Origin of the sequence: Pseudomonas sp. B10(2017), assembly GCF_002113295.1 — a bacterium.
In the GTDB taxonomy this organism is placed as follows: domain Bacteria; phylum Pseudomonadota; class Gammaproteobacteria; order Pseudomonadales; family Pseudomonadaceae; genus Aquipseudomonas; species Aquipseudomonas pudica.
Genome location: NZ_NEJU01000002.1, coordinates 208630 through 221293 on the forward strand (window position 1 = coordinate 208630; position 12664 = coordinate 221293).

Here is a 12664-nt window from a genome sequence, read left to right on the forward strand (position 1 = left end):
ATTCTCATTCGTCCTTATCAATACAGCCCCTCTTTGGCTGGGCACACGCTCGACTCCCCATTGCAGAAGACCGTCAGATGGCCAAATCACCGAAAAAATCCAAATCCAGGCTGTGGTTCCTGGTCCACAGCTGGCTCGCCTTGCCGATCTGGTTCTTTGTGCTGATCGTCTGCTTCACCGGCATGCTGGCGGTGGTCAGCCAGGAAATCGTCTGGCTGGCCAACCCGGATGTGCGCGCCAACAAGCCCGACGCCGACGCCGAGCGCCTGAGCTTCCAGCAGGTGCTGGACGCCCTGCACAAGGCCGAGCCGGACATGGTGGTGGAGCGGCTGATCCAGCCCGACGGTTCGCACTTCGCGGTCAAAGCCAATGTCACCCTGCCTGACGGCACCAGCCCGACGTTGTATGTAAACCCCTACACCGGGGCCATCCAGGGCAAGACGCCGGACTTCAACTTCGAAGCCTTCACCCGCGCCCTGCACGGCTGGTGGCTGGTGCCGTTCACCAACGGTTTCAGCTGGGGCTGGTACCTGGTATCGCTGCTCGGCCTGCCCATGCTGGCTTCGCTGGTCACGGGCCTGGTGGTGTACAAGAAGTTCTGGAAGGGCTTCTTCAAGCCGGTGCGCACCGGCCATGGTTCTCGGATTTTCTGGGGCGACCTGCACCGCCTGGCCGGGGTCTGGTCGATCTGGTTCATTGCCGTCATTTCCATCACCGGCACCTGGTTCCTGATCCAGGCGATCCTTGCCGACAACCACATCACCATTTCCAGCCGGCCCATCGTGCCGGTCATCGCCCGTGAGGACGTGCCGCAAACCCCCAATGGCAGCCCGGCAGCGCGCATCGACCTGGATGAAGCGGCACGCATCGCCGGCCTGGCGGTCCCGGGGCTGGAGATCAGCTTCATCTCGCTGCCGGCCACCGCCTACAGCCACGTCACCCTGGCGGGGCCAGGCTGGTACCCGCTGATGTTCCAGAGCGCCTCGGTGAACCCGTACACGCGTAATGTCGACAGCCGGTTCCTGATCAGCGACCGCTCGGCCCTGGAGTTCGTCACCGAGTCCATGCGCCCGCTGCACACCGGCGATTTCGGCGGCCTGCCGATCAAGCTGGTGTGGTTCTTCTTCGGCCTGATCCTCACCCTGATGGTGTTCAGCGGTTTGCTGATCTGGACCAAACGCACCGCCCAGGCCACCGCCGCCGCCCTCAAGCGCAGCGAACGCGCACCGCGCATGGCGCGCCATGAACCCACCGTGGAGATCCGCCCATGAGCCAGGCCCAAGCCGTGCCCGTCAGCCCGCTGAAGCAACTGTGGCTGAAGTGGCGTTTTCACCTGAACATCCTGCTGATCCTCATCCCGCTGGGCTTCATGCCCAAGTACTTCGCCGACGCCAAGCTGTTCCGCGGCGAAGCGGGGCTCGGCGCCAATGTGATCAACGACATCCAGGTCGGCCCCTATACCCTGGACCTGGCCGAGATGCGTGACGAGCCCCCCCCGCGCCGACGGCCCGGCCGGCCATTTCAAGGTCTTCAATGCATCGCTGTGCAAGGCCTGCGTCAACGGCGTCAAGGCAGCCTACCTGCGCATCGGCAAACCGCGCAGTCTGCGCGCCGCCGGCACGATTTTCTTCGGTGCGCCGTACAACATGGGCACCTCGCTGCCGATCCCGCCACGCACCAAGCCCGACGCGCAGATCTGGATCACCCTGGAGGGCTGGGACGGCAGCATGCACCAGGCGTCGGTCCCCCTGGCCAAGGCATCGCCAGCCACCGTGGCCTGGCTCGAGAAACAAGGAGGCAATAAATGAAACACCTGATGCGCACCCTCGCCCTGCCCTTGCTGGCGCTGGCCGCCGGCCCGGCACTGGCGCACAACCCGATGTGCGAATGCGAAGAACTGCCTGGCGGCCAGGTCAAGTGTACCGGTGGCTTCTCGGATGGTAGTGGTGCCCCAGGGGTCACCCTGGATGTGATCGGCTACGACGAACAGGTGTTGGTCGGCGGCAAGCTCGGTGACGATTCGACCCTGACCTTCAAGCGCCCGGACGGCGAGTTCTACGTGCTGTTCGATGCCGGCCCCGGGCACGTGGTGGAAGTCGACCACGCCGATATCGCCCAGCCATGAGCGGCGTCCAAGTGATTCGCCCGGCCGGTGCCGGGCACGAAACCCTGTACGTGCTGCTGGTCAGCCTGATGATCGTGGTACTCGCCGCCAGCGTGGTGCTGCTGCGCGGCGAGCGCGAGGACGAACAAGCCATCGCCAGCCACCAGATCGACGCGCGTCGCGACCTCACCGCCGCCGAGCAAGGCCTGTATACCGACCTGCGGGTGGCCTTCGACGAAATCCAGCTGCTGCGTGAAGAAAACGCCGCCGCGCCCAGCGTGCAGGCGCTGGCCGAGGAAGGCCTGCCGCCGTTCGTGGTCGATGCCGGCAGCCAGAGCCGCGGCAGCCACCAATGGTCGTGGCTGCAGCCCGGGGCCTACCTTGGCCGCAGCCAGGCCCCGGAAGTGGCCGGCAGCCTGCTGCTGATCCTGCCGGCCGACAGCACCGGCCAGGCCGATGTCTGGCTGCGCCGCGACAGCGCCGCAGTGGCCCCGGACGACATTGGCCAGGCCGCCCTGATCGCCGCCGGCTGGCAGCAGGTGGTCAGCCATTACGACGCCGGGGTCACCCGCGAACACCGTCACTGAACCCAAGGACTCCCCCATGCTCCGCTCCGCCCTCGCCCTGCTCCTGGCCCTTGCCCTGCCGGCACAGGCCCTGGCCGATAACGGCAAGCCCCTGCGTATCGGCATTACCCTGCACCCCTACTACAGCTATGTGAGCAACATCGTCGGCGACAAGGCCGAAGTGGTGCCGCTGATTCCGGCAGGGTTCAACCCCCATGCCTACGAGCCACGGGCCGAGGACATCAAGCGCATCGGCACCCTGGACGTGGTGGTGCTCAACGGCGTCGGCCATGACGATTTCGCCGACCGCATGATCGCCGCCAGCGAAAAGCCCGGCATCACCACCATCGAGGCCAACCAGAACGTACCGTTGCTGGCCGCAACCGGCATTGCCGCCCGCGGCGCCGGCAAGGTGGTCAACCCGCACACCTTCCTGTCGATCAGCACCACCATCGCCCAGGTCAACAATATCGCCCGCGAACTGGGCAAGCTCGACCCGGACAACGCCAAGCTGTACACGCAAAACGCCCGCGCCTATGCCAAGCGCCTGCGCACATTGCGTGCCGATGCCCTGGCCAAGGTCACCGAGGCGCCCAGCGCCACCTTCCGGGTCGCCACCATCCATGCCGCCTACGACTACCTGGTACGTGACTTCGGCCTGGAGGTGACTGCGGTGGTCGAGCCAGCCCATGGCATCGAACCCAGCCCGGCCCAGCTGAAGAAGACCATCGACCAGCTCAAGGCGCTGGACGTGCGGGTGATCTTCTCGGAAATGGACTTCCCGTCGGCCTATGTCGAAACCATCCAGCGTGAATCCGGCGTGCGCCTGTACCCGCTGACGCACATTTCCTACGGCGAATACACCAAGGACAAGTACGAAGTGGAGATGAAGCGCAACCTCGACACCGTGGTCCGCGCCATCCAGGAGAACCGCGCATGACCGCCGCCGCCAACCTGGTGACAGCCTGCGGGCCGCGCATCGAGTTCGCTGGCATCGACCTGACCCTGGGCCGCACCCGCATCCTCGAACAGGTCAGCTTCAACGTCGCCGCCGGCAGCGTGCATGCCATCGTCGGCCCCAACGGCGGCGGCAAGAGTTCACTGATCAAGACCCTGCTCGGGCAGATGCCGCACCAGGGCCAGCTGACCCTTGACTGGCCCGGCGAACGCGAAGTGATCGGCTATGTGCCGCAGGCGCTGGAGTTCGACCGTGGCCTGCCGATGACCGTGGACGATTTCATGGCTGCCATGTGTCAGCGTCGCCCTGCCTTCCTGGGCCTGTCGCGCCGCGTGCAGCCAGCCATCGACGCGGCCCTCGTGCGGGTCGGCATGCTCGACAAGCGCAAACGGCGCATGGGCGCGCTTTCCGGTGGCGAACGCCAACGCGTGCTGCTGGCCCAGGGCCTGATCCCCGAGCCGCAACTGCTGGTGCTGGACGAACCGATGTCGGCCCTGGATGAAGCCGGCATCCAGGTGTTCGAGCAACTGCTGCAGGGCTGGCGTCAGGCCGGCACCACCGTGCTGTGGATCGAACACGACCTGGAGGCTGTGATGCGCCTGGCTGATCGGGTTACCGGCCTGAGCCGCCAGGTACTGTTCGACGCCCCACCCGCCCAGGCCCTTACCCCGCAGCGCCTGCTCGGCCTGTTCTCCGTTCACCCGCGTAGCGAGAGCCTTGCCTGATGAGTTTTGAAATCTTTCGGCAAACGGTCCAGGACTGGGCCGCTGCCGGCTACCTGCCCGAGGCGCTGGCCTACGGCTTCGTGGTCAATGCTTTGCTGGCCGGTTTGATGATAGGCCCGGTGCTGGGCGGCCTGGGTACCCTGGTGGTGGTCAAGCGCTTTGCCTTCTTCTCCGAGGCGGTCGGCCATGCCGCGCTGACCGGCGTGGCCATCGGCATCCTGCTGGGCGAACCCTACACTGGCCCCTACGGCAGCCTGTTCGGCTACTGCCTGCTGTTCGGCATCCTGCTCAACTTCCTGCGCAACCGCACCGGGCTGTCGCCGGATACGCTGATCGGAGTGTTTCTGTCGGTGTCGCTGGCGCTGGGCGCCAGCTTGCTGCTGATGCTGGCGGGCAAGATCAACGTGCACATCCTCGAGAACGTGCTGTTCGGCTCGGTGCTGACCGTCAGCGGCCAGGATCTGGTGGTGCTGGGTATCGTCGCGGTGCTGGTGCTGGCATTGGCCGTGCCGCTGTACAACAGCATCATGCTGGCCAGTTTCAACCCGCAGCTGGCGGCCGTGCGCGGGGTGGCGGTGAAAACCCTGGACTACCTGTTCGTGGTGCTGGTGACCCTGGTCACCGTGGCCTCGGTGAAGGTGATCGGGGCGATCCTGGTCGGGGCGCTGCTGGTGATTCCCGCTGCCGCCGCCCGCCTGGTCAGCCAGTCGTTGAAGGGCTTTTTCTTCCTGTCGCTGCTGATCGCCACGTTGAGCACGCTGCTCGGCATCCTGCTGCCGATCGTGTTCGACCTGCCGGTGCCGTCCGGCGCCGCGATCATCCTGGTCGCCGGCATCTGCTTCGCTCTGGCGGCGCTGGCCCGCGCCCTCGTTCCCCGCCTGCAAGGAAACCCGGCATGAACCTGAAACGCCTGACCCTGGCGCTGGCCCTGGCCGGCCTGCCGTCGCTGTCCAACGCCACGCAAGTGCTGGCCACCCTGCCCGTCACCCACAGCCTGGCCAGCGCCCTGCTCGACGGCACCACGGTGCAGCTCACGCGTGCAGCCCCCGCCAACCTGCCTGCCAGCCGCCAACCTTCCTATTTCAGCGGGCGCGGTAGCGCCAGCCTGCACAAGGCCGCGCAGCAAGCCGACGCGGTGATCGGCGTGCGCTCGATCTGGCGTGACGACCCGCTGTACCCGATGGCCAGGCGCAGCAATATCCGGATCGTCGAGATCGACGCCGCACGGCCGGTGGATGGTGCGCTGCCGGGTATTGCGGTGAGCGGCGAGGAGGCCTATGGCGCCTACCCCTGGCTCAACCCGACCAACTTCGGGCGGATGGCCGACGTGGTAGCCAATGACCTGGAGCGGTTGGCGCCAGGCGACAAGGCGAAGATCCAGGGCAACCTGGCCGGGCTCAAACGCCAGTTGCTGGAGCTTTCGGCCAGCAGCCAGACACGCTTGGCCAAGGTCGACAACCTGACGGTGGTGAGCCTGTCGGAGCGGCTGGGTTATCTGGCCAGCGGGTTGAACCTGGACGTGGTCGAGCAGCCGCTGCCAGCCGAGTGGGATGCGGCTGCGCTGAAGGCGCTGGGGGACAACCTGAAGGCTCAGGATGTGGCGCTGGTGCTGGACCATCGGCAGCCGGGGGCGGCTGTGGCCGAGGTGATCAAGGCATCCGGGGCCAAGTTGGTGGTGGTGGAAAGTGACCCTGAGGATGCGTTTGCCGGGTTGAAGGCCAGTGTGGATCAGGTGGTTGGAGCACTGGGCGAAAGCTGATCAGGCAGGCTGGCACGGTCAATGTGGGAGCGGCCTTGCGTCGCGAAAGGGCCGCATCGCGGCCCCAGGATTTCAACACAGATGCACAAATTTCTGGGGCTGCTGCGCAGCCCTTTCGCGACGCAAGGCCGCTCCCACAGTTGACCGCGTTGGATGACAGGCTAGCGCTTCATGCACCGCTGATAACGCTCATCCACCCGCCCGGCAAACCACGCCGTGGTCAGCTTGCGGGTGATCTTCGGGCTTTTCAGCTGGATCCCCGGCAGCACCGCCCGTGGCATCGGCTTGCCGGCCGCGGCATCGGCCAGGGCAAACACCCCGCTGTACAGCTTGCTGTCCTCGAAGGCCAAGCTATCACCCTCCTCCAGCTGGCTGCGAATCTGCGGGTTGCGCAGGCCCAGTTTCCCTCCCAGTTTGCGTGCCGCCTTTTCCGTGGTCCCGGGCATGATCGAGCCCGGCGCCACCAGGTCGCCATCGAGCGCCAGCGTCACCCCTGTCACCTTGCTCAGTGCTGCCTGGAATGCCGCATTACGGCTGGCGTACCAGCCCGCATTGAAATCGGCGAAGCGGTACAGCTGGCGATCGTAGTTGGCCGAATAGCCCAGCAAGTGGGCGATGCCGAAATACATGCCGCCGCGCCGGGTGAACACTTCCTGGCGAATGCTACCGTCGTGGCTGTAGGGGTAATCCCGCGCATGCTTTTCCGCAAAATCGATGCTGACCTGCATCGGCCCACCTGTATGCACCGGGTTCAGCCCACCCAGCAAGGTCTTGCCCAGTGGCACGCGAGCGATGACTTCGTCATACAGCTCGCTCAACTGCTTCTCGCTGCGCACCGCCTGCAAACGCTGCTGGTAGCTCTTGCCATTACCCGACGGCGTCTTCAGTGCACCATCGACCAGCAGCTTGGGGATATGCAGGCGCGCGGCGCGGCGGTCGATTTCCTCCCGGGCGATACGCCCCAGGTTGGGCACCTGCGGGTCGGCATTGAAGGTCGATTCCTGCTCGGTCACCGCCAGCACCGCACACAGGTTGCTCTTGATGGGGGCAATTCGCTGGGCCTCGAACGCCACCTGAATGTCCCGGGCCCAGCCCTCGCGGTCCTTGGCCTGGGCGGGCAACAGCCGCAGCAGTTGGGCACGGACCTTGGCCGGGTCCGCCTCGGGCGCTTCCTCACGGCGCCCGGCACAGCCTTGCAGCAGCGCCAGGGCCATCAACCCGGCGGCCAGCAACCGGCCGTTCAGGGCTGTTCACCGATCAGGTAGGTCTTGCTGATGTGCCGGAACAGCTGGTGGCTGGCACTGCCCATGAGCTCGAACAAAACCATTTCGCGGGTCACCACCTGCGCCCCTGCAGCCCGCATGCGGGCCAGCCCTGCGGCCTTGCTCGCCGGGGTACGGCTGTCACAGGCATCCTCGACCACGAACACCTGCTTGCCCAGCGCCAGCAGGCCGAGCACGGTCTGCAGCACACAGACGTGGGTTTCCATGCCACACACAATCACTTGCTCACGCGCCATCAAACTCGCTGGCAGGCACTCGGCGGCCACGCAGGAAAAATGGCTTTTCTCCACCACCTCGGCAGCCGGCGCTGCAGCCAGCAGCTCGGCCAGGGTATGGCCCAGGCCCTTGGGGTACTGCTCGGAAATCACCGTCGGCAGTTCCAGCTCGTTCGTAGCTGCCAGCAACCAGCGGGCCCGCGCTCGGGTGCCTTCAGGGTCACTCATGGCGCCGATGAGTTTTTCCTGGATGTCGACGACCAGCAGCGTGGCCTTGTGAGGATGGATCAGCATTGTCTGCCTCTTGCCTGGGAAAAGACCTAGCCTCCCCCAGGCAAGCGGTGACGTCAATCAGGCGGACAGCCGAAGCGGTTGCAGCGACGCGGTGAGCGCAGCGAGCACCCGGTCCTCATGCTCATGGATGAAGAAGTGGCCGCCAGGGAACATCTGCAGCGAGAACGCCCCGTGGGTCTCCTTGCGCCAGGCCTGCAACTGCTCGTCATTGGCGCGGTCCTGCATGCCGCCCAACACGTGCAGCGGGCACTGCAAGGCTGGCCGCTGGCGGTAGGCGTAGGTACCACACAACAGGAAGTCGGCGCGCAGGGTGGGCAAGGTCAGGCTCATCAGCTCGGCGTTGGCCAGCACTTCCTCGGGCGTGCCCTGAAGCTCGCGCAACTCGCCGATCAACTCGGCGTCGCTCTTGGGCTCACGCCAGTTCTTGCCGTCGTAGTCCTCACGGCGGGTCGGCGCTGCGGTACCGCAGGCGAACAGGGCCAGTGGCGCCGGGCAACCCAGCGCTTGCAGCTCATGGGCCAGCTCGAAGGCCAGCAAGGCGCCCAGGCTATGGCCGAGCAGTGCGTAGGGGGTGCTGGCCGCCAGGCGCTGTTCGGCGGCCAGTTGCCGGGCCAGGGCCTGCATGTCGGTGTGCAGTGGCTCGGCCATGCGCGCACCACGCCCGGGCAGTTCCACCGGGCGTACCTGCAGCCACGTCGGCAGCTTGCGCCGCCAACGGCTGTAGACCATGGCGCTGGCCCCCGAATACGGCAGGCACAGCAGGTTCAACGCAGTCACTGGGCGGCGGCTTCGGCCATTTTCTGGCGCAGGCTCAGCGGGCGCATGTCGGTCCAGACTTCATCGATGTAGGCCAGGCAGTCCTTCTTCAGGCCGCTCTTGCCTACGGCACGCCAACCGTTGGGGATCGCTTTGTAGTCGGGCCAGATCGAGTATTGCTCTTCGTGGTTGACCACTACCTGGAACTGAATATCGTCGCGGTCGAAAACGGAAGTCATTGCCTGTCTCCTTGAGTGATGAATGCCGCTGTGCGCTTGGCGCAGGGGGGGCTTTCAAGTAGACGTGGCGTGCGGCGAAAAAATTAGTGGGGCTGACGCGGTCTTCAGGTATCCCGCAACAGGTCGTGGGTATCGAGCAAGCGGAAGGCGACCTGCGGGTTGCGCTCCAGCCCGCGGCGGATCGCCGCCGGGATCGACTGCCGGGTCTTGCGGCACAGCCCGGGCTGGTCGTCCAGTTCGATGACAATGCCGCGCATGGTGCGCACCTCGTTGAAACCGGGGGCGATATGCACGCGGATGCCGAGGTTTTCGTACATCCGCTGCTGCAGGCGTTGCAGGTCTTCCAGGTCCTTGAGGTTTTCCAGGCGGTCGAGCAGGCGCTTTTCTTCCTGGCGGGTCAGCAGGAGGATGCGCTGGGCTGTCTGCGGGTGGTCGGCCAGGTGTTCGCGACCACAAATGCAGGCGCCAGGGGGGCAAGGTTGGCGCAGGGAAGGAGAATGGGTCATGGGGCAAGCATAGCCAGTTTTCATGCCGCCTGTGGGGCCCTATCGCCAGCAAGCCGGCTCCTACAGGACCGTGATGGCTGATAAAAAATTTCCTGTCAGGATAAAAAATTTCATAAACATCTAGACCGCCACCCCTCGTTTCGCCTATAAATCGCCAAAAGGAAATTTATATTCCTGCCAAGAAAACAATTTCGCCTCGCGAAGCCTCTTTTGCCCTTGTGCCCGACCTGCCCCACTCCATCACGAGGCGTATCCGACATGCATTCCGCTCCCGATCACTTCATCCTGCGCGTCAGCTGCCCGGCTGTGTCCGGCATCGTCGCCGCGGTGACCACCTACCTGGCCGAGCACGATTGCTACATCAGCGAGATGGCGCAGTTCGACGACGAGGACAACGGGCGCTTCTTCATGCGCGCGGTGTTCCGCTACAACACCGGTGTCGTGGGCGACACACCGCAGCTGGAAGCCGGCTTTGCCGATGTCGCCCAGCGCTTCGACATGCAATGGAGCCTGCACAGCAGTGCCCGGCCGATGCGCGTGCTGCTGATGGTGAGCAAGTTCGACCACTGCCTGTCCGACCTGCTGTACCGCCATGCCAAGGGCGAGCTGGACATGCAGATCACCGCCGTGGTCTCCAACCACTTGGACCTGCGTCCGATGGCCGAGCGCCAGGGCATCCGTTTCGTCTACCTGCCGGTCAGCAAGGACACCAAGGCCGAACAGGAAGCCGCGCTGCTGCGCATCGTCGAAGACACAGGTACCGAACTGGTGGTGCTGGCGCGCTACATGCAGATCCTCTCCGACGACCTGTGCCGCCAGCTGTCGGGCCGGGCGATCAACATTCACCATTCCTTCCTGCCCGGTTTCAAAGGCGCCAAACCCTATCACCAGGCTTACCAGCGCGGTGTGAAGCTGATCGGCGCCACCGCCCACTACGTCACCAGCGACCTGGACGAAGGCCCGATCATCGAGCAGGAAGTGCAGCGCGTGGACCACGCCTACGCACCGGACGACCTGGTGGCCATCGGCCGCGACACCGAGACCATCGCCCTCTCTCGCGCCGTGAAATACCACCTGGAGCATCGGGTGTTCCTGAACCACGACCGCACGGTGATCTTCAAATGAACGCCATTCCCAGTGTCAAGCTGATCGACGGCAAGGCGACTGCGACGCGGGTGCTGGCCGAGGTACGCGAGCAGGTGCAGAAACTGCGCCAGGGCGGTGTGCAGCCGGGCCTGGCGGTGGTGCTGGTAGGCGCCGACGCAGCCAGCCAGGTGTACGTGCGCAACAAGGTACTGCGTGCTGAAGAAGTGGGCATCCGCTCGCTGGAGCATCGCCTGCCCGCCGACACCAGCCAGGCCGAGCTGCTGGCCCTGATCGGGCGCCTCAACCGCGCACCGGAGGTCAACGGCATCCTCGTGCAACTGCCGTTGCCGGCCCATATCGACGAGCACCGCATTCTCCAGGCGATCAGCCCACTGAAGGATGTGGACGGTTTCCACAGCGAGAACGTCGGCGGCCTGGCCCAGGGCCGCGATGTGCTCACCCCGTGCACGCCCAGCGGCTGCATGCGCCTGCTGCGCGATGCCTGTGGCGAGCTGCGTGGCAAGCATGCGGTGGTGGTCGGCCGCTCGAACATCGTCGGCAAGCCCATGGCCGCCCTGCTGCTGCAGGCCGACTGCACGGTGACCGTGGTGCACTCGCGCAGCCGCGACCTGCCGGCGTTGTGTCGCCAGGCCGACATCCTGGTGGCCGCAGTGGGCAAGCCACGGCTGATCGGTGCCAACTGGCTCAAGCCCGGCGCGGTGGTGATCGATGTCGGTATCAACCGCATCGACGAAGGCGGCCACAGCCGCCTGGTCGGCGATGTCGACTTCGCCGCAGCCCTGCCCCAGGTGGCCGGCATCACCCCGGTGCCCGGCGGGGTCGGCCCGATGACCATCGCCTACCTGATGAAAAACACCCTGCTCGCCCTCGACCTGCAACAACAGGCCGCCCACCAGGAGCGCACCTCATGCCTTTCGCCCTGCTGAAATACGGCCTGAGCGCCGACTACCCGGTGGAGGTCGACCTGCCACCACCGTGCGAACTCAAGCCACGCTATGACGTGGTGATCATCGGCGGCGGCGGCCACGGCCTGGCCATCGCCTACTACCTGGCCAAGTACCACGGCATCACCAATGTCGCCGTGCTGGAAAAGGCCTACCTCGGCGGCGGCAACACTGCGCGCAACACCGCGGTGATCCGCTCCAACTACCTCACCAGTGAGGGTGTGCGCTTTTACGCAGAATCGGTGCGCATGTTCCAGAACCTGTCGAACGAGTTCGACTTCAACATCATGTATTCCGAGCGCGGCCAACTCACCCTCGCGCACACCGACGCCACCGTGCGCGCTTTCCGCCAGCGCGCCGAGGTCAACAAGCACTTCGGTGGCCGCACGGAAATGATCGACCGCCAGCAGATCCGCGAACTGGTGCCCAGCCTGAACCTGGACCCGGGTCACCTGCCGGTGCTCGCCGGCCTGTGGCATATCGACGGCGCCACCGCGCGCCACGATGCAGTGGCCTGGGGCTACGCCAGGCAGGCGGCCAAGCGCGGCGTCGAGATCCACCAACTGACCGAAGTGCAGGACCTCCTTATCCGTAACGGGCGCATCGAAGCGGTGAAGACCAACCGCGGCACCGTGCAGTGCGGTTGCGTGGTGCAGGCGGTGGCCGGGGCCAGTTCGCTGCTGATGGCCAAGGCCGGCATCCGTGCGCCGATCCATACCTACCCGCTGCAGGCGATGGTCACCCAGCCGTTCAAGCCGTTCCTCGACCCGCTGGTCAGCTCGTCGGCGCTGCACTGCTACGTGCAGCAGACCAGCCGTGGCGAGATCGTCTTTGGCGGCGGCTCCGACCCCTACCCGCTATACAACACCCGCTCCACCCTCGACCTCAAGGAAAGCCTGCTGGCCCACGCCATCGAGATGTTCCCGTTCATGGCCAACGCCAAGCTGATGCGCCAGTGGGCCGGGATCACCGACATGACACCGGACTACAGCCCGATCATGGGCCTGTCGCCGGTGCGCAACTATTACCTGGACGCCGGCTGGGGCACCTGGGGTTTCAAGGCCACGCCGATCTGCGGCAAGACCATGGCCGAGCTGGTCGCCAGTGGCGGCAAGGTGCCGGAGCTGATCGCACCCTTTGCCCTGGAGCGCTTCAGCCGCTTCCAGCAAGTCAACGAAATGGGCGCTACTGCGGCCAGCCACTAAGGA

At 65.5% G+C, this 12664-nt stretch carries 15 protein-coding genes and 1 pseudogene; 11 read left to right on the top strand and 5 right to left on the bottom strand.

From position 1 onward, the window contains the following. The first annotated feature begins 77 nt into the window (after nucleotides 1-77). From CAF92_RS03520 to CAF92_RS03555, 8 genes and pseudogenes are all read left to right on the top strand, one after another. Nucleotides 78-1271 carry a PepSY domain-containing protein gene (locus CAF92_RS03520; protein ID WP_046615145.1) on the top strand — a complete coding sequence of 398 codons (1194 nt, stop codon included), beginning with the start codon at nucleotides 78-80 and terminating at the stop codon, nucleotides 1269-1271. Next, nucleotides 1268-1808, top strand: a pseudogene (locus tag CAF92_RS03525) (thiamine pyrophosphate-binding protein). Before CAF92_RS03520 ends, CAF92_RS03525 begins: the two are co-directional and overlap by 4 nt. Then, nucleotides 1805-2125 carry a hypothetical protein gene (locus CAF92_RS03530; RefSeq protein WP_085599243.1) on the top strand — a complete coding sequence of 107 codons (321 nt, stop codon included), beginning with the start codon at nucleotides 1805-1807 and terminating at the stop codon, nucleotides 2123-2125. Before CAF92_RS03525 ends, CAF92_RS03530 begins: the two are co-directional and overlap by 4 nt. After that, nucleotides 2122-2691 (top strand): DUF6162 family protein, encoded by a 570-nt coding sequence (locus tag CAF92_RS03535; protein ID WP_085599245.1) that lies wholly within the window; start codon nucleotides 2122-2124, stop codon nucleotides 2689-2691. The genes CAF92_RS03530 and CAF92_RS03535 overlap by 4 nt, the downstream gene beginning before the upstream one ends. Nucleotides 2692-2707: 16 nt before the next feature. After that, on the top strand, nucleotides 2708-3610 hold the full coding sequence (locus tag CAF92_RS03540) for a metal ABC transporter substrate-binding protein (protein WP_046615141.1): 903 nt from the start codon (nucleotides 2708-2710) through the stop codon (nucleotides 3608-3610). Next, complete coding sequence (locus tag CAF92_RS03545) at nucleotides 3607-4353, top strand: metal ABC transporter ATP-binding protein (protein WP_046615140.1); 747 nt, start codon at nucleotides 3607-3609, stop codon at nucleotides 4351-4353. The genes CAF92_RS03540 and CAF92_RS03545 overlap by 4 nt, the downstream gene beginning before the upstream one ends. Continuing rightward, nucleotides 4353-5252, top strand: a complete 900-nt coding sequence (locus CAF92_RS03550; RefSeq protein ID WP_085599247.1) for a metal ABC transporter permease — start codon at nucleotides 4353-4355, stop codon at nucleotides 5250-5252. The genes CAF92_RS03545 and CAF92_RS03550 overlap by 1 nt, the downstream gene beginning before the upstream one ends. Next, nucleotides 5249-6112 carry a metal ABC transporter solute-binding protein, Zn/Mn family gene (locus CAF92_RS03555; protein ID WP_046615138.1) on the top strand — a complete coding sequence of 288 codons (864 nt, stop codon included), beginning with the start codon at nucleotides 5249-5251 and terminating at the stop codon, nucleotides 6110-6112. The genes CAF92_RS03550 and CAF92_RS03555 overlap by 4 nt, the downstream gene beginning before the upstream one ends. A 161-nt stretch (nucleotides 6113-6273) precedes the next feature. Here the strand turns inward: CAF92_RS03555 and CAF92_RS03560 are convergent, their stop codons facing one another. The 5 genes from CAF92_RS03560 to CAF92_RS03580 all read right to left on the bottom strand — a co-directional run bounded on the left by CAF92_RS03560 (nucleotide 6274) and on the right by CAF92_RS03580 (nucleotide 9405). After that, complete coding sequence (locus tag CAF92_RS03560) at nucleotides 6274-7326, bottom strand: DUF1615 domain-containing protein (RefSeq protein ID WP_085599538.1); 1053 nt, start codon at nucleotides 7324-7326, stop codon at nucleotides 6274-6276. A 26-nt stretch (nucleotides 7327-7352) separates the two neighbouring features. Beyond that, the gene (locus tag CAF92_RS03565) at nucleotides 7353-7904 is read right to left on the bottom strand and encodes a hydrolase (protein ID WP_085599249.1); all 552 of its coding nucleotides are present in this window, start codon (nucleotides 7902-7904) and stop codon (nucleotides 7353-7355) included. A gap of 57 nt (nucleotides 7905-7961) precedes the next feature. Next, nucleotides 7962-8681 (bottom strand): thioesterase II family protein, encoded by a 720-nt coding sequence (locus CAF92_RS03570; protein ID WP_085599251.1) that lies wholly within the window; start codon nucleotides 8679-8681, stop codon nucleotides 7962-7964. Then, the gene (locus CAF92_RS03575) at nucleotides 8678-8899 is read right to left on the bottom strand and encodes an MbtH family protein (protein ID WP_003256222.1); all 222 of its coding nucleotides are present in this window, start codon (nucleotides 8897-8899) and stop codon (nucleotides 8678-8680) included. The genes CAF92_RS03570 and CAF92_RS03575 overlap by 4 nt, the downstream gene beginning before the upstream one ends. Nucleotides 8900-9003: 104 nt before the next feature. Next, nucleotides 9004-9405, bottom strand: a complete 402-nt coding sequence (locus tag CAF92_RS03580; RefSeq protein ID WP_046615134.1) for a hypothetical protein — start codon at nucleotides 9403-9405, stop codon at nucleotides 9004-9006. Between the two features lie 258 nt (nucleotides 9406-9663). On the opposite strand from CAF92_RS03580, the gene purU reads away from it, so the two are divergent. From purU to CAF92_RS03595, 3 genes are read left to right on the top strand one after another with little or no spacing between them, the layout of a single operon-like run. Next, entirely contained in the window at nucleotides 9664-10530 is an 867-nt protein-coding gene (gene purU / locus CAF92_RS03585) for a formyltetrahydrofolate deformylase (RefSeq protein WP_085599253.1), read from the top strand. After that, entirely contained in the window at nucleotides 10527-11438 is a 912-nt protein-coding gene (gene folD / locus CAF92_RS03590; protein WP_046615132.1) for a bifunctional methylenetetrahydrofolate dehydrogenase/methenyltetrahydrofolate cyclohydrolase FolD, read from the top strand. The genes purU and folD overlap by 4 nt, the downstream gene beginning before the upstream one ends. Beyond that, nucleotides 11420-12661, top strand: a complete 1242-nt coding sequence (locus CAF92_RS03595) for an FAD-dependent oxidoreductase (protein WP_046615131.1) — start codon at nucleotides 11420-11422, stop codon at nucleotides 12659-12661. The genes folD and CAF92_RS03595 overlap by 19 nt, the downstream gene beginning before the upstream one ends. Nucleotides 12662-12664: the final 3 nt, after the last annotated feature.

Bases quoted from the DNA above. Each gene is read 5' to 3' on its own strand.
- CAF92_RS03520 (WP_046615145.1), top strand. From the start codon at position 78: ATGGCCAAATCACCGAAAAAATCCAAATCCAGGCTGTGGTTCCTGGTC.
- CAF92_RS03530 (WP_085599243.1), top strand. From the start codon at position 1,805: ATGAAACACCTGATGCGCACCCTCGCCCTGCCCTTGCTGGCGCTGGCC.
- CAF92_RS03535 (WP_085599245.1), top strand. From the start codon at position 2,122: ATGAGCGGCGTCCAAGTGATTCGCCCGGCCGGTGCCGGGCACGAAACC.
- CAF92_RS03540 (WP_046615141.1), top strand. From the start codon at position 2,708: ATGCTCCGCTCCGCCCTCGCCCTGCTCCTGGCCCTTGCCCTGCCGGCA.
- CAF92_RS03545 (WP_046615140.1), top strand. From the start codon at position 3,607: ATGACCGCCGCCGCCAACCTGGTGACAGCCTGCGGGCCGCGCATCGAG.
- CAF92_RS03550 (WP_085599247.1), top strand. From the start codon at position 4,353: ATGAGTTTTGAAATCTTTCGGCAAACGGTCCAGGACTGGGCCGCTGCC.
- CAF92_RS03555 (WP_046615138.1), top strand. From the start codon at position 5,249: ATGAACCTGAAACGCCTGACCCTGGCGCTGGCCCTGGCCGGCCTGCCG.
- CAF92_RS03560 (WP_085599538.1), bottom strand. From the start codon at position 7,326: ATGGCCCTGGCGCTGCTGCAAGGCTGTGCCGGGCGCCGTGAGGAAGCG.
- CAF92_RS03565 (WP_085599249.1), bottom strand. From the start codon at position 7,904: ATGCTGATCCATCCTCACAAGGCCACGCTGCTGGTCGTCGACATCCAG.
- CAF92_RS03575 (WP_003256222.1), bottom strand. From the start codon at position 8,899: ATGACTTCCGTTTTCGACCGCGACGATATTCAGTTCCAGGTAGTGGTC.
- CAF92_RS03580 (WP_046615134.1), bottom strand. From the start codon at position 9,405: ATGACCCATTCTCCTTCCCTGCGCCAACCTTGCCCCCCTGGCGCCTGC.
- purU (WP_085599253.1), top strand. From the start codon at position 9,664: ATGCATTCCGCTCCCGATCACTTCATCCTGCGCGTCAGCTGCCCGGCT.
- folD (WP_046615132.1), top strand. From the start codon at position 10,527: ATGAACGCCATTCCCAGTGTCAAGCTGATCGACGGCAAGGCGACTGCG.
- CAF92_RS03595 (WP_046615131.1), top strand. From the start codon at position 11,420: ATGCCTTTCGCCCTGCTGAAATACGGCCTGAGCGCCGACTACCCGGTG.